At 58.4% G+C, this 15,102-nt stretch carries 16 protein-coding genes and 1 other RNA gene; 9 read left to right on the top strand and 8 right to left on the bottom strand.

Translation table 11 applies throughout. From position 1 onward, the window contains the following. Positions 1-15: 15 nt before the first annotated feature. On the bottom strand, positions 16-570 hold the full coding sequence (locus V0R60_RS03110; RefSeq protein ID WP_330078878.1) for a YecA/YgfB family protein: 555 nt from the start codon (positions 568-570) through the stop codon (positions 16-18). Positions 571-722: 152 nt separating this feature from the next. Here V0R60_RS03110 and V0R60_RS03115 point away from each other — a divergent pair, with 152 nt between their 5' ends. From V0R60_RS03115 to V0R60_RS03130, 4 genes are all read left to right on the top strand, one after another. After that, positions 723-932: a TIGR02449 family protein gene (locus tag V0R60_RS03115; RefSeq protein ID WP_203479022.1), complete on the top strand. Its 210-nt coding sequence runs from the start codon at positions 723-725 to the stop codon at positions 930-932. Continuing rightward, a complete protein-coding gene (locus V0R60_RS03120) occupies positions 929-1,246 on the top strand; it encodes a cell division protein ZapA (RefSeq protein WP_330078877.1) in 318 nt (105 codons plus the stop codon). The genes V0R60_RS03115 and V0R60_RS03120 overlap by 4 nt, the downstream gene beginning before the upstream one ends. Positions 1,247-1,264: 18 nt before the next feature. Next, positions 1,265-1,442, top strand: a non-coding RNA gene (gene ssrS / locus V0R60_RS03125) — 6S RNA. 82 nt (positions 1,443-1,524) lie between these two features. Continuing rightward, positions 1,525-2,133: a 5-formyltetrahydrofolate cyclo-ligase gene (locus tag V0R60_RS03130; protein ID WP_136478661.1), complete on the top strand. Its 609-nt coding sequence runs from the start codon at positions 1,525-1,527 to the stop codon at positions 2,131-2,133. 18 nt (positions 2,134-2,151) lie between these two features. On the opposite strand, the gene V0R60_RS03135 is transcribed toward V0R60_RS03130, so the two are convergent. Next, positions 2,152-2,292, bottom strand: coding sequence for a hypothetical protein (locus tag V0R60_RS03135; protein WP_165392175.1), 141 nt, complete (start codon positions 2,290-2,292; stop codon positions 2,152-2,154). 180 nt (positions 2,293-2,472) lie between these two features. Here V0R60_RS03135 and V0R60_RS03140 point away from each other — a divergent pair, with 180 nt between their 5' ends. From V0R60_RS03140 to V0R60_RS03155, 4 genes are all read left to right on the top strand, one after another. After that, a complete protein-coding gene (locus V0R60_RS03140; protein ID WP_330078876.1) occupies positions 2,473-2,922 on the top strand; it encodes an EVE domain-containing protein in 450 nt (149 codons plus the stop codon). 92 nt (positions 2,923-3,014) lie between these two features. Then, positions 3,015-3,974: an HlyD family secretion protein gene (locus tag V0R60_RS03145; protein WP_330078875.1), complete on the top strand. Its 960-nt coding sequence runs from the start codon at positions 3,015-3,017 to the stop codon at positions 3,972-3,974. Beyond that, entirely contained in the window at positions 3,971-6,694 is a 2,724-nt protein-coding gene (rbbA, locus tag V0R60_RS03150; protein ID WP_330078874.1) for a ribosome-associated ATPase/putative transporter RbbA, read from the top strand. Before V0R60_RS03145 ends, rbbA begins: the two co-directional genes overlap by 4 nt. Then, positions 6,694-7,812, top strand: a complete 1,119-nt coding sequence (locus tag V0R60_RS03155) for an ABC transporter permease (protein WP_136478665.1) — start codon at positions 6,694-6,696, stop codon at positions 7,810-7,812. The genes rbbA and V0R60_RS03155 overlap by 1 nt, the downstream gene beginning before the upstream one ends. A 12-nt stretch (positions 7,813-7,824) precedes the next feature. Here V0R60_RS03155 and V0R60_RS03160 read toward each other — a convergent pair whose 3' ends face one another. Then, the gene (locus V0R60_RS03160) at positions 7,825-8,229 is read right to left on the bottom strand and encodes a flagellar basal body-associated protein FliL (protein WP_136478666.1); all 405 of its coding nucleotides are present in this window, start codon (positions 8,227-8,229) and stop codon (positions 7,825-7,827) included. A gap of 156 nt (positions 8,230-8,385) precedes the next feature. On the opposite strand from V0R60_RS03160, the gene V0R60_RS03165 reads away from it, so the two are divergent. Beyond that, positions 8,386-9,363 carry an NADPH:quinone oxidoreductase family protein gene (locus V0R60_RS03165; protein ID WP_136478667.1) on the top strand — a complete coding sequence of 326 codons (978 nt, stop codon included), beginning with the start codon at positions 8,386-8,388 and terminating at the stop codon, positions 9,361-9,363. A 22-nt stretch (positions 9,364-9,385) separates the two neighbouring features. Here V0R60_RS03165 and V0R60_RS03170 read toward each other — a convergent pair whose 3' ends face one another. From V0R60_RS03170 to rho, 5 genes are all read right to left on the bottom strand, one after another. Continuing rightward, entirely contained in the window at positions 9,386-10,027 is a 642-nt protein-coding gene (locus V0R60_RS03170) for an energy transducer TonB (protein ID WP_330078873.1), read from the bottom strand. 68 nt (positions 10,028-10,095) lie between these two features. Next, entirely contained in the window at positions 10,096-10,809 is a 714-nt protein-coding gene (locus V0R60_RS03175) for a gamma-glutamylcyclotransferase (protein WP_136478669.1), read from the bottom strand. Between the two features lie 272 nt (positions 10,810-11,081). Then, positions 11,082-12,050: a CDP-6-deoxy-delta-3,4-glucoseen reductase gene (locus tag V0R60_RS03180; RefSeq protein ID WP_136478670.1), complete on the bottom strand. Its 969-nt coding sequence runs from the start codon at positions 12,048-12,050 to the stop codon at positions 11,082-11,084. After that, entirely contained in the window at positions 12,051-13,517 is a 1,467-nt protein-coding gene (gene ubiD, locus V0R60_RS03185) for a 4-hydroxy-3-polyprenylbenzoate decarboxylase (RefSeq protein ID WP_136478671.1), read from the bottom strand. Positions 13,518-13,643: 126 nt separating this feature from the next. After that, complete coding sequence (gene rho, locus V0R60_RS03190; RefSeq protein ID WP_038615733.1) at positions 13,644-14,903, bottom strand: transcription termination factor Rho; 1,260 nt, start codon at positions 14,901-14,903, stop codon at positions 13,644-13,646. Positions 14,904-15,102: the final 199 nt, after the last annotated feature.

The following is a 15,102-nucleotide window of genomic DNA, read 5'->3' on the forward strand; positions in this document are numbered from 1 at the left end:
GGGGTCCCTCTACAGTCAGTGCAGCGAAGGTTTGGCTGCAGGTTCGACCGGCTTGGCCAATTCCGTGTACAGCAACAGCGGTGCGACGCGCAGGTATTCCATTACTTCCATATAGTCGCTTTCACCGTCTTCGGACTCTTCCAGGGCGTCCTGGACCTGGGAAATGGCATCCAGGTCTTGAAGCACTTCCTTGGCTTCAGTGCTCAGCGTCACGCCGGCGGAGTTCAGACCGAAGCCATACAGGAATCCCTTGCACCACTCACCCAGCGCTGCAGCGCGGTCAGTCAGCGCAGCTTCGTCGCCCGGCAGCAGCAGTACGATAGTGATATCGTCACCCGTGAGTTCGCCCTTGACCATCTCCTGCAGGCCGATCAAAGCGTTACGAACATTGTCTGCCGGATCGTTTTCCAGCAGGTGGGCGGCATCGGCCAACCAGGCCTCCGAATCGAAGCCAGCCCCCGCGCAACTGCGCCCGAGCAACAGCCCGTGCAGTTCGGCAGGGGATACAGGATGCCCGTTGCTGGTGAGCAAAGTGGCGAAAGCGGTGTACGGCGAATTGGTAATAGGCATGGGCAACTAGGCGCCAGACGGCGCAATGACTAGAATGAAGACCTTGTATCCTAGCACCGGCAGGCGCGCCAAGACCATCGACGCGGCCAACTCGGAGCAGGCCGGGGCATAAATCGGGCAACCACCCGCCAGACCGAATCGAGTGGCAACCAATGCAAGAGAACGATCTGCAAACGCTGATGGGCCGATTCGAACTGCTGATTGAGCGAGTCGAGCAACTTAAACGGCAAAACGCACTCCTATTAGCTCAGGAAAAGTCCTGGCGCGAGGAACGCGCCCACCTCATCGAAAAAAACGAAATCGCCCGGCGTAAGGTCGAATCGATGATTTTGCGACTCAAGGCCCTGGAGCAAGACTCATGAGTTCAAGCAATAGCGTGACCGTTCAGATCCTCGACAAAGAATATTCGATCATCTGTCCGCCCGAGGAACGCAGCAATCTGGTCAGCGCCGCTCGCTATCTGGATGGCAAAATGCGTGAAATCCGCAGCAGTGGCAAAGTGATCGGCGCCGACCGGATCGCTGTGATGGCCGCGCTGAACATTACCCACGACCTGCTGCACAATCAGGAACGCCCTGAAGCACCGGCCGGTGGCGCCACCCGCGAACAGGTTCGCGATCTGCTCGAACGCGTCGATCAGGCACTGTCTGACGATCAAGATACAAATAAGGGTTAAGAATCGGTATACTGGCGCCACTCCCTGGAGTGCTTGCCAGTCGGTCATGTCCCTGAGCCGATACGCACAACCACGGGGGTTGCACGTGGGGCCGGTGTGCATGTCCGCTTGACGGAAAGCCTTAACGCCTCCTGCAATCTCCACCTTGAACTTTCGGGTTCAAGGGCTACACCGACAGCGGTTCGTCGGGGAGCCTGAATTACCTTTGCGCGCATTCCAAAGCGGGCAAATTGAGCGGTTGCCCAAGCGCAACAGCCTTCTCTGGGAACGCCCGTGCCATGACCGACACCGCGCAGCTAACCCGCCCCCAACTTCGCCGCCTGCTACGTGACGCCCGTCGTGCCTTGAGCCCGGCCCAACAACGTCAGGCCGCAGCCGGGTTGTACCGCCAGCTGGCGCAACATCCATTGTTCCGTCGCGCCCGCCACATCGCCCTGTACCTGCCCAACGACAGTGAAATCGACCCTCGCTTGCTGCTGCGCGAGGCGCAACGGCGAGGCAAGCGTACTTACCTGCCCGTCTTGCACGCCTGGCCTAGAAGTAAAATGGTCTTCCAACGTATCGAGCACGGCGAAAAACTGCGACCCAATCGCTTTCGCATCGCCGAACCTCACATCAACCTGGCGCGACAACGACCTATCTGGGCGCTGGATTTGATCCTGCTGCCGTTGGTGGGGTTTGATGAAGAAGGCGGCCGACTGGGGATGGGAGGCGGCTTCTACGATCGAAGCCTGGCCTATCAAGCCCGCCGCAAAGCCTGGAAAAAACCTTTGCTGCTGGGCCTGGCGCACGAGTGTCAAAAAGTGCAACGACTGGCACAGGCCAGCTGGGATGTGCCGCTACAAGGGACGGTCTCGGACCGTGGCTGGTACCTGGCGCCAGCCTGAGAAACGTCAACGCTGCGATCAACGTTGTTGCGGATTCACCGGCATTTCGTAGGGAGCATCGAGTTTGCGCTCCCAAAGGCTTTGCGCATAACCGGTAGTGACCACACCCAAACCGAACAGAAACACGAGAATCCAGAGCAAGTCCGGTTTGCGATTCATTGATTGCCCCCCTCAGGCAAACTGATCACGTTGTCAGCAACGTTTTTTAGTTGTTGCAGCAGCGTCAAGCTTAAAAGTGGCGCATTCTCCGACAACCAGCGCCGACACGCAAACCTTGACGCCAACCGACCGTCGGTTTCATGCAACAGGTTATTTCAAGTTTAGTCAGGAGCACCACCTATGGCCTATTGGCTAATGAAATCCGAGCCCGAAGAACTATCAATCAAGGATCTGGCCCGCCTCAAGCAAGCGCGCTGGGACGGCGTTCGTAACTATCAGGCCCGCAATTTTCTGCGCAGCATGGCAGTGGGCGATCAATTTTTCTTTTATCACTCAAGCTGCCCCGAACCCGGGATCGCCGGGATCGGCCAGATATGCACCGCCGCTTACCCTGACCCGACCGCCCTCGACCCTCAGAGCCATTACTTCGACGCCAAAGCCAACGATGAAAAGAACCCTTGGAGCGCCATCGATGTCGTCCATGTGGAAACATTCACGAAGGTTCTAGGCTTGGGCTTCCTCAAGCAACAAACCGCCCTTGCAGAACTGCCACTGGTACAAAAAGGGAGCCGCTTATCAGTCATGCCGGTTACTGCGCAACAGTGGGCAGCAGTACTCGCACTGCGTTAAACAGGGTAGGATTGCGGAGTTTTGACGAACATCAACGCACCAGGGTCGGTGCCGCGCCACAATTTGGTGCGAATGCAGCAGGAGGCAGACTGATGAGCCAACATACTCCAAAATTATTTGCTGGCGCTTTGATCGCCTTACTCCTGGCCGCTGGTGGCCTGGGCTACTGGAAGTCCCTGCACGACCGCCTGCCTGATGGTTTGAGCATGGGCAACGGCCGGCTTGAATCCACTGAAGTACAAATCGCCAGCAAGATCCCCGGGCGCCTGGCCGAAGTGCTGGTCGATGAAGGCGACAAGGTCACGCAAGGCCAGCTCCTGGCGCGTATCGACACCCGCACGCTCGAAGCTCAACGCAGCCAGGCTGAGGCCGAGGTGCTTCGCGCCAAGGAAAATTACTCCGCCGCCCAGGCCAATGTGCAACTGCGCCAGAGCGAACTGCTGTTGGCCAGTCAGGAGTTGAAGCGGGTCAAGGAAATTTTCCTGCGCAAATACGCCAGCCAACAACTGCTCGACCAACAGCAAGCCCGCTACGACACCGCAAGCTCAGCCGTGGTCGCAGCCCGCGCACAATTGGCCGCGATCAAGGCTGCGATTGGCGCTGCCGAAGCTCAAGTCGCCCAGCTTACCAGTGAGATCGACGACAGCAGCCTGCGGGCGCCCCTCGATGGCATTATCCAACTGCGCCTGGCCGAACCGGGTGAGGTGCTGGGCGCCGGAGGCCGCGTGCTGATGCTGATCAACCCGAACGATCAGTACATGAACCTGTACCTGCCCGCCTCGACCACCGGCCGCCTGACTGTCGGCGATGAAGCCAGGATAGTTCTCGACGCCCTGCCGGACAAAGCGCTGCCGGCAAAAATCGCATTTGTTGCCGCCAAGGCCCAGTTCACGCCGAAACAGGTGGAAACCCGCGACGAGCGCCAAAAGCTGGTGTTTCGGGTCAAGCTGCGCCTGACCGAACCCAGTGCCGTGCCTCAGGCCAAGCCCGGCATGCCCGGTGCGGGTTACGTGCGCACGGCTGAAGTAGACTGGCCGGCCAATCTGCAATGAACGCCCTGGCGCTACACGCGCAGGGCATCAGTCACCGTTATGGCAAGCTCGATGCCCTGCAAGATATCTCCTTCGACCTGCCAGCTGGCACCCGTTGCGGGCTGATAGGTCCTGACGGTGCTGGAAAGTCCAGTCTGCTGGGCTTGATCGCCGGGGTGAAGAAGCTGCAAAGCGGCGAGCTTGAGGTACTCGACGGATCGATCCGCAAGCGCCATCACCGCAACAGCCTGTACCCGCGAATAGCCTTCATGCCGCAAGGTCTGGGCAACAACCTCTATCCTGAATTATCCATCAGCGAAAACATTCGCTTCTTCGCCACCCTGTTCGGCCTCAGCGCTGCGCAGTGCGAGCAGCGCATGCACAGCTTGCTGCTCGCTACCGATCTTGCGCGATTTGCCGAACGGCCGGCCGGCAAGCTATCCGGAGGCATGAAGCAAAAACTCGGTTTGTGCTGTGCGCTGATCCACGATCCCGACTTGCTGATCCTTGACGAGCCAACCACCGGTGTAGATCCGCTGTCGCGTCGGCACTTCTGGGAACTGGTCGAGCAAGTCCGTGCCGAGCGACCACAGCTCACCCTGCTGGTTGCCACTGCCTACATGGAAGAAGCCGAGCAGTTCGAGCACTGCCTGATGCTTGATCGCGGCAAGTTGATCGCCTCGGGACTCAGCCAGGAACTGGCCAGTGCAACGGCCAGCGGCAAACTGGATGACGCCTTCACCCACTACCAAGGTGACAGTGCGCACGATCCTCAGCCACTAGAGATTCCTCCACGCCCCGCCGGCGAAACAACAATCGCTATTGAAGCTCACGAACTGACCCTGCGCTTTGGTGACTTCACTGCGGTGAACAAGGTCAGTTTCGCCATCGGTCGAGGGGAGATATTCGGTTTTCTCGGTTCCAATGGTTGCGGCAAAACCACCACCATGAAAGTGCTCACCGGCTTGATGCCTGCCAGCGAAGGCAGCGCGACCCTTTTGGGGCGGCCGGTAGACGCCAAAGACTTGGCAACCCGCAAGCGGGTTGGCTTCATGTCGCAGAGCTTCTCGTTGTATGGCGAGCTTAGCGTGCGCCAGAACCTTGAGTTGCACGCGCGGCTTTTCGATCTGCCCAAAGCCGATAGCACAACTCGTATCGCTGAGCTCATCGAACGCTTCGACCTTGGCAACATCGCTGACCAGCAGTCCGGGGCGCTGCCCTTGGGGCTGCGCCAGCGTCTGTCACTCGCTGTGGCGGTATTACACCGCCCGGAAGTGCTGATTCTCGATGAACCCACTTCTGGCGTGGACCCAGCGGCTCGCGATGATTTCTGGCGCCTGCTGATCGAGTTGTCGCGGGAACAAGGCGTGACCATATTCCTCTCCACGCACTTCATGAACGAGGCGCAGCGCTGCGACCGAATTTCCCTGATGCATGCGGGCAAGGTGCTTGCTTGCGATACCCCTGCGGCGCTGCAACAACAGTTTGCCGGAGACACCCTCGAAGACGCTTTCGTGACATGCCTGGAACAAGCGCAAGGACTGGCCGAAGCGCCAGCAGCCTCAACAGCACTTGAAGAGCCAGGCGCTTCAACCCCGATAACGATGTCCCGGGGATTCAGCATCAGGCGCCTGTTTGCCGTTGCCACCCGCGAGGGTAAGGAGCTACTGCGCGACAAGGTCCGTCTGGCGTTCGCGTTGCTCGGTGCGTTGTTCATGATGGTGATCTTCGGCTATGGCATCTCGCTGGACGTCGAGAATCTTGCATTCGCCGTTTATGACCAGGACCAGAGCCCGCAAAGTCGAGCCTATCTTGAAGCATTCCGTGGCTCGCGCTACTTCGCCGAGCAGCCGCCTATCCGCGATTCGGCACAGCTGCACCAGCGCTTGCAGCGCTCGGAAATCAAGCTGGCACTGGAAATCCCGCCAGGATTCGGACGTGACTTGCATGCCGGGCGCCAGCCAGTGGTCGCGGCATGGCTCGACGGCGGCATGCCGTTTCGCGCCGAAACCAGCCGTAACTATGTCGAAGCGGTGCACCAGGCCAACCTCGAGCAACTGGCAGCCCTGAGCAGCCAGGCACAACCTGGACAATCGCCGGTGCGCCTGGAAACTCGCTTTCGCTACAACCAGGACGTGGTCAGCGTGAACGCGATTGGCCCCGGAGTAATGGCGCTGATCCTTGCCTTCATACCAGCCATGCTCACAGCGCTTGGGATTGTCCGTGAGAAAGAGCTGGGCTCGATCACCAACTTCTATGCCACTCCGCTGACCCGTCTGGAGTTTTTGCTCGGCAAACAGGCCCCCTACCTGGCGATCAGCCTGATCAACCTGGCGTTGCTGGTGGCGATGAACCGCTGGCTATTCGGTGTGCCATTCAAAGGCAGCGCATTTGCCCTGGCCGTTGGCGGTCTACTGTATGTGCTGGCAACCACTAGCCTTGGCCTGTTGATCTCGGCGTTCACCCGTACACAGATCGCGGCGATCCTCGGCACCATGATCATCACCAGCCTGCCGACCATCCAGTTCTCCGGGCTGATCGTGCCACGCTCATCACTCGATGGATCGGCAGCACTGATGGGGCAACTGTTCCCGGCCGGCTACTTTCTCGATGTTGCCGTCGGCACCTTCACCAAGGCCTTGAGCCTGCGTGAACTGTGGCCGCAATGCCTGGCCCTGTTCGGGTTCTTTGTTGCCTTCACCGGCCTGAGCCTGGCCATGCTGAAGAAGCAGGAGGTCTGATGCATCGTTTGGCACATACCCTGCGCCTGGGTCTCAAGGAGCTGACCAGCCTACGCCACGACAGCGTTCTGCTGCTGTTTTTGCTCTATGCATTCAGCGTGGCCATCTACATGCCGGCGGCAGGCTCGATCATTGGTGTGCACAACGCCAGCGTCGCGGTGATCGATGAAGACCACAGCCAGCTGTCGCGCAAGCTTGCCGAATCCTTGCAACCCCCTGAATTCCAGCCTGCGGTGCCGCTGCCTTACAACCAGCTCGACCAGGCCATGGACAGTGGCCTGTATACCTTCGTCATCAACGTGCCAACGAACTTTCAAAACGACCTGCTGGCGGGGCGTTCACCGGAATTGCAGGTTAACGTCGATGCCACAGCCATGAGCCAGGCGTTCATGGGGGCGGGATACATCGGGCGGATATTCGAGCGCGAGCTGCTCGATTACGCCAACCAGGGCTCCGCCGCTGCCAACAGCCCGGCGACAATCAGCCCGAGGGCCCTGTTCAACCCCAACCTGGAAGGTGGCTGGTTCCTGGCGGTAATCCAGATCGTCAACAACATCACCATCCTTGCCATCGTGCTTACCGGCACAGCACTGCTACGCGAGCGCGAACATGGCACCCTGGATCATTTGCTGGTGCTGCCGCTGACCGCACTGGAAATCATGCTAGCCAAGATCGGCAGCAACGCACTGGTTGTGGTGGTATGCACCTGGGTGTCGCTGGAGGTAATCGTCAAAGGTGCACTGGGCGTGCCGCTGGCCGGCTCACTCGGGTTGTTCCTGGCAGTCACCGCCCTGTACTTGTTTGCCAGTACAGCGCTAGGCATATTCCTCGCCACCTTGGCGCGCTCGACGCCGCAGTTCGGCCTGCTGGCGATTCCAGTGATCATTCCCATGCTGTTGCTGTCGGGCGGCAGCACACCGCTGGACAGCATGCCGCAGTGGCTACAGTGGGTCATGCAGCTTTCACCTTCAACCCACTTTGTCAGCCTGAGCGCGGCGATCCTGTTTCGCGACGCCGGCCTGGCAGTGGTCTGGCCCGACGTGCTGGCCCTGGCAGCCATTGGCCTGGCGTTTTTTGCGGTCGCCCTGGCGCGCTTTCGACGCAGCCTCACATCCTGAAGCGCGTCGGTACTACTGCACGATAAGGTTGTTGAACAATAGATCATCGACCATAGGCTTGCCCTCTTCGGCTTCCAGGACTTGCTGGACTTGCTTCAAGGCTTCCTGACGCAGTTTTTCCTTGGACTCGACATTGCTCATGCTTTCCAGATTCTGCTGGGTAAACAGCGCCACCAACTGATTGCGGATCAGTGGCTCATGATGCTTAACCGCTGCGGCAGCAGCATCACTGTTAACGCGCAATGCCACGTCGGCTTTGAACACACGGAGTTTCGGCCCGCCATCCAAGGCATAGTTGCCAACGAAGGGTGGACTCAAAGAGATATAAGAAACCTTCGGTTCGCCTTCTTTGGCTTCCTCGGCCATCGCCGCTATCGGCAGCATCAATGCCAATACCATCAAGATCCACGCTTTCACAAATTCGCTCCTCACACAGTTGGCGCCAGCATACCCAGCGCACCGGTCAAACCCAAGCCCAGGCTTATGCCGGCCTATCAGGACGGGCCATGCTGATTGACCCGGTACTCCACCCACCTACACTTATCGGCCACTACGCGCAAAGGAATAGTCCCGATGAAAGCTGTGTTGTGCAAAGCCCTGGGTCCTGCCAGGGATCTGGTCCTGGAAGAAGTTGCAAACCCCACCCCGAAGAAGAACGAGATCGTCATGGAGGTGCATGCGGCCGGGGTCAACTTTCCCGACACCTTGATCATCGAAGGCAAATATCAATTCCAGCCCCCCTTGCCCTTTTCGCCAGGCGGCGAAGCCGCCGGTATTGTCAGCGCGGTAGGTGAGAAGGTCACCACACTCAAACCGGGCGATCGGGTTATGGCACTGACAGGCTGGGGAAGTTTTGCCGAGCAGGTTGCAGTACCTGCCTACAACGTCCTGCCGATTCCAGAGCACATGGATTTCAACAGTGCAGCCGCCTTTGGCATGACCTATGGCACCTCGATGCATGCTTTGCAGCAACGTGCCCAGCTCAAGGCTGGCGAAAGCCTGCTGGTACTGGGAGCCTCGGGCGGCGTCGGGCTGGCAGCGGTGGAAATCGGCAAGGCCATGGGTGCGCGGGTGATTGCTGCAGCCAGCAGCGCCGAGAAACTCGCCGTGGCCAAGGCTGCCGGTGCCGATGAGTTGATCAACTACAGCGAGCACAGCCTCAAGGATGAGATCAAACGCTTGACCGGTGGTAATGGCGTCGATGTCATCTATGACCCGGTTGGCGGCGACTTGTTTGACCAGGCTGTCCGCGGCATCGCCTGGAACGGCCGCCTGCTGGTGGTAGGTTTTGCCAGCGGGCGCATCCCGCAGCTACCGGTAAACCTGGCACTGCTCAAGGGTGCGGCAGTGCTCGGTGTGTTCTGGGGCGCTTTCGCCCAACGCCAGCCGGACGACAATGCAGCAAACTTCAAGCAACTGTTTGCATGGTACGCCGAGGGCAAGCTCAAGCCACTGGTGTCGCAAACATTCCCACTGGCCGAGGCAGGCGCGGCCATCGAATTGCTCGGTCAGCGCAAGGCCGTGGGGAAATTGGTCGTGACCATGCGCTGAGCCGGTTTTCCCGCAGCGCTCGTCAGCGCTGCGGGACCAGCCGCTCGCGCAACGCCGCAGGCCAAAGGTCGACATAGTCGACGCCCGGGTATGCCCGGCACTGTTCGATTATTTTCGGCAGGGCCTTGTTAAAGGCTTTTGAGGTAGCAAGGGCGTATTCGTAGCTGGTGGTGCCGTCTTTCGGGAGGTCCGAGATCATGCGAATCGACAACAATGTCGTGTTCATCTCGTCAAGTGGCCTTTTTTCATCATCTTTACGGTACATAGCCACTTCTTCGTTGAATTGCTTGCACGTCTTCAAGATCAACCCGGCACGCTCGTAGATATCCCACCATTCTTCTTTGTCATTCAGACGAAAATACAGATTTGTTTGTACATCCACTTTTTCAGGGTTTTCTCTAGAAACGGTCCCGGGCTTGAAACGCCATTTCCTGGCCGCTTCCAGCGCAGAATTTGCAAAGGCCGGGTCACTACTCTGAAGGACCTTTACATTTCGGACGCTACCGTCGGCCAGCACATCGAAACCGATTCTGACAGAGCCGGAAATAGCCGACTTGAGCAATTCCTGCGGATAGGTTGGGATGACCTTTTCAACGAATTCCATTTTGATATCGGCATGGGCGATACCTGCCCCCACCAACAGCAGTGCTGCTAACCACTTCATCCTTGATCCTTGCCTGCCTTGAATTCTTCCAGAGCGCGATATTAGCGAACCAGAGTTTCTGCGGCAATTTAACAATTCTCATTACTGTTGGAGGCACAACTCCAACGGGTAGCCGCGGGCTTGCCCGCTACCGGTTGTGCAGTGCCCGGATGGCAGCGGCGAAAGCGGGCTTCCAGGTTACGGTCCGGCATGGCGTGGCTGCGCAAGGCGCTCAACGTCTGCTCGACATAGTCACGGGTGCTGCCGTAGCGCCCGCTGGCATTGGCGAAGATCTGACTGAGCAGATGGTCGGGCAGGTTGCCGGCATAACAGGGCAAGTGCCGCTCCAGCACAAACCCCAATGCCTGGACCTTGCTGCCATCATCCAGACGACAAGTAAGCCAATGAGGTCGGTAGGCCGGGTATGGCATTTCACGCTGCCACAACGCCAACAGAGAGTCCTCGAGGCGCTCCTGCGGCAACCTGTAGGCGAAGCCGCCGCATGAACCACCCCGATCCAGACCGAACACCAGCCCCGGGGACTCAGGCGTACCACGATGCTCATGAGACCAGAGGTAGAGGCCGCGATGATAACCATGCACCTTGGCCCGCTGGCGCTCGGCGGCATTGCATTCCGGCCGCCAGATCAGCGAACCATAGGCAAACAGCCAGACGGGACCGCCCTGGTGACGTGACATGGTGTGCTGGACCGAGTGTTGAAGTTGCTCAAGAGACAGTTGTTGTCCGAAATCGAGCAACGGAGGATAAGCCACATTCAAAGATGCAGTTTCAATCGCCGACATAGCTGCCGCCAAATTCCTCGTAACTAGTGAAGTGAGTTACTGTAAACGAATACTTCATCCGCGTACTTACCGTACGGCAGACGGGCATTGAACACAATACTCGGCACACCCGAAAGCGCCCTGCAGCAAGGCGTTGCGCAAGCTATCGAGTGTTATTTCAAGTGTAGTGAAAGTTATTTACAGCGCAGGCAATAATAAAGGCCTTATGCCAGACACCAACGATGCAGGTTATTAAAATAGGCACGCTGTTGCAGCGTGCCTTATACCGCTATTCAATCACGCGGCGCATAAGCAAAAACATCGGCACGCATTTGATGAGCGTCCATTCCTGCTTCGACCAATGCATCGAGGGTGGCATAGATCATATTGGGCGAACCACTGGCATAGACGTGCACACCTGCCAGGTCGCTCAGGTCTTCGCACACCGCCTCATGCAGCATTCCGCAGCGCCCTTCCCAACCACAAAGATCACTGACCACCTTGTGCAGGAACAGGTTCGGCAAACGCTCCCACTCCGCCCAGTGTTCGATGTGGTAGAAGTCCTCGGGGCGGCGTACGCCCCAATACAGATGGACCGGGTGCTTAAAGCCCTTGGCCCGGCAATGTTCGAGCAGACTGTGCATCTGCGCCATGCCGGTACCAGCGGCAATCAGTACCAATGGACCGTCGGGCAGCTCGGCCAAGTGAGTATCCCCAAAGGGCATCTCGACGCGCGCCATGCGCGTACGTTGCAACTGCTCGATCAACTGCAGGGCGCTGTTCTCACGCGCCAGTACATGCATCTCAAGCTCACGCCCGCTATGAGGCGCCGAAGCCAGCGAGAACGCTGCCTTGTCAGCGCCTTCACGCTCGATCATCAGGTATTGACCCGCGTGATAACGTGGCACTTTACCGGCTGGGGCCCGCAGACGAATCCGCCAGACATCGCCACCGACGTCGACGCATTCACTCAACTGGCAGGCCAGTGTCCGCACCGGCAGCTCACCCAGGGCGAGCACACCATCCCACAACAAGATACAGTCCTCCAACGGCTCGGCGATGCAGGTGAACAGTTCACCATGATCACGCTCCTGTCCATCCTGACGCACGCGCCCCTCTACCAGCAAGGCAGCGCAGACATGACAGTTGCCATTGCGGCAGCTCTGCGGGCAGTCATAACCCAGGCGTCGCGCCCCATCCAGAATCCTTTCACCGGGGTTGAGCACTAGCACCGCCCCGGAAGGCTGCAAGGTTACCTGCATTTAGTCTATTCCCAACTGGTTCCACAGCTCATCGATCCGCCGGGTGACAGCTTCATCCTTGACGATGACCCGTCCCCATTCACGGGTGGTTTCTCCTGGCCACTTGTTGGTTGCATCCAGACCCATCTTCGAGCCCAGGCCAGAAATCGGCGATGCAAAGTCCAGGTAGTCGATCGGGGTGTTCTCAATCATCACCGTATCGCGCTTGGGGTCCATGCGCGTGGTGATCGCCCAGATCACATCATTCCAGTCACGTGCGTTGATGTCGTCGTCGGTGACAATAACGAACTTGGTATACATGAACTGTCGCAAAAACGACCAGACACCGAGCATGACGCGCTTGGCGTGCCCCGGATACTGTTTCTTCATGGTCACTACCGCCATGCGGTAGGAACAACCCTCAGGTGGCAGGTAGAAGTCGGTGATCTCCGGAAACTGCTTTTGCAGGATCGGTACGAACACCTCGTTCAATGCCACACCTAGAATCGCCGGTTCATCCGGTGGACGTCCCGTGTAGGTGCTGTGATAGATCGGGTTTTTCCGGTGAGTGATACGCTCGACGGTGAACACCGGGAAGCTATCGACTTCGTTGTAGTAGCCCGTGTGGTCGCCATAAGGACCTTCCGGAGCCATTTCACCCGGATGAATCACACCTTCGAGGATGATTTCGGCAGTAGCCGGCACTTGCAGGTCATTGCCACGGCACTTGACCAACTCGGTGCGGTTACCGCGCAACAAGCCAGCGAAGGCATATTCGGAAAGCGTGTCAGGCACTGGCGTCACGGCGCCAAGAATGGTCGCAGGGTCTGCGCCCAGAGCCACAGACACCGGGAACGGTTGGCCCGGATGCTTTTCGCACCACTCGCGGTAGTCCAGAGCGCCACCACGGTGGCTGAGCCAGCGCATGATGACTTTATTGCGGCCAATTACCTGTTGGCGGTAAATCCCCAGGTTCTGGCGTTCCTTGTTCGGGCCGCGAGTGACTGTCAGGCCCCAGGTAATCAGCGGCGCCACATCGCCCGGCCAGCAATGCTGCACCGGCAGCATGCCGAGATCGACGTCGTCGCCTTCAATGATCACTTCGTGACAGGCCGCGTCCTTGATCACCTTCGGCGCCATGGACACGACTTTCTTGAAGATCGGCAGCTTGGACCAGGCGTCCTTGAGGCCTTTGGGCGGTTCAGGCTCCTTCAGGAAAGCCAGCAGCTTGCCGATTTCACGCAGTTCGCTGACCGACTCGGCCCCCATCCCCATGGCCACCCGTTCCGGGGTGCCAAACAGGTTACCTAGCACTGGAATGTCAAAACCCGTGGGTTTCTCGAACAGCAATGCCGGGCCTTTGGCTCGCAGGGTGCGGTCACAAACCTCGGTCATTTCCAGAACTGGGGAGATCGGAACCTGGATGCGCTTGAGTTCGCCGCGCTGTTCCAGGCCACGGATAAAGTCGCGCAAATCGCGATACTGCATGCAAAAGCCTCGTATTCGCCGTACCGGTCGGGGAGCAGAGTGTAGCGCCTAACCCGACCAGCCTGAATAGCCAAAGTACAGATAGCAAAAAGCCGGGTTGCCCCGGCTCTTGCGCAACGCACTCGTTTACTTGCGCTTCATCGACAAGAAGAACTCGTCGTTGGTCTTGGTCTGTTTGAGCTTGTCGATCAGGAACTCGATGGCAGCAACTTCATCCATCGGGTGCAGCAGCTTGCGCAGAATCCACATGCGCTGCAGTTCGTCGTCAGCGGTAAGCAGCTCTTCGCGACGGGTACCCGAACGGTTGATGTTGATAGCCGGGAAGACACGCTTCTCGGCGATCTTGCGGTCCAGCGGCAGTTCCATGTTGCCGGTACCCTTGAACTCTTCGTAGATCACTTCGTCCATCTTCGAGCCGGTTTCAACCAGCGCGGTGGCGATAATGGTCAGCGAGCCGCCTTCTTCGATGTTACGAGCAGCACCGAAGAAACGCTTTGGTTTCTCCAGGGCGTGAGCATCGACACCACCCGTCAGGACCTTGCCGGAACTCGGGATCACGGTGTTGTAGGCACGGGCCAGACGCGTGATCGAATCGAGCAGGATGACCACGTCTTTCTTGTGCTCAACCAGGCGCTTGGCCTTCTCGATAACCATTTCGGCAACCTGCACGTGGCGGGTTGGCGGTTCGTCGAAGGTGGAGGCAACCACTTCGCCGCGCACGGTGCGCTGCATTTCGGTTACTTCTTCCGGACGCTCATCGATCAGCAGAACGATAAGGTGGCACTCGGGATTGTTACGCGTGATGTTGGCCGCGATGTTCTGCAGCATGATGGTCTTGCCCGCCTTCGGCGGAGCGACGATCAGGCCACGCTGGCCTTTGCCGATCGGGGCGCAGAGGTCGATAACCCGACCGGTGAGGTCTTCGGTGGAACCGTTACCGGCTTCCATCTTCAGGCGCTTGTTAGGAAACAGCGGCGTCAGGTTTTCGAACAGAATCTTGTTCTTTGCGTTTTCCGGCCGGTCGAAGTTGATGGTATCGACTTTCAGCAGGGCGAAATAACGCTCGCCTTCTTTTGGCGGGCGGATCTTACCGACAATGGTGTCGCCGGTACGCAGGTTGAAACGACGGATCTGGCTTGGCGAGACATAGATGTCGTCCGGACCGGCCAGATAAGAAGCATCAGCAGAGCGCAGGAAGCCGAAACCGTCCTGGAGAATCTCCAGCACGCCGTCACCGGAGATTTCCTCGCCGCTTTTCGCATGCTTTTTCAACAGGGAGAAAATCACATCTTGCTTGCGCGAACGGGCCATATTTTCTATGCCCATCTGTTCGGCCATTTCGAGCAGATCGGTAATCGGCTTTTGCTTGAGTTCAGTCAGGTTCATAAGGGGAATGACGTAATCATGTAAGAAGGGGAAATTAAGCTTCTGGCTTAATGAAGCCGCGCCGCAAAGAAGGCGACAGGATCGCGTACTGATTCGAATTAGGGATGCGTCGGCGACGGCGTGCAGAGGGCACTGAAAAAACAGTGCGAGGCCGAATGTAACACCTGCTTTTTCTGCCGTCTAGTCATCAGGCAAAGAA

It is taken from the genome of Pseudomonas auratipiscis (genome assembly GCF_036324085.1).
In the GTDB taxonomy this organism is placed as follows: Bacteria; Pseudomonadota; Gammaproteobacteria; order Pseudomonadales; family Pseudomonadaceae; genus Aquipseudomonas; species Aquipseudomonas auratipiscis.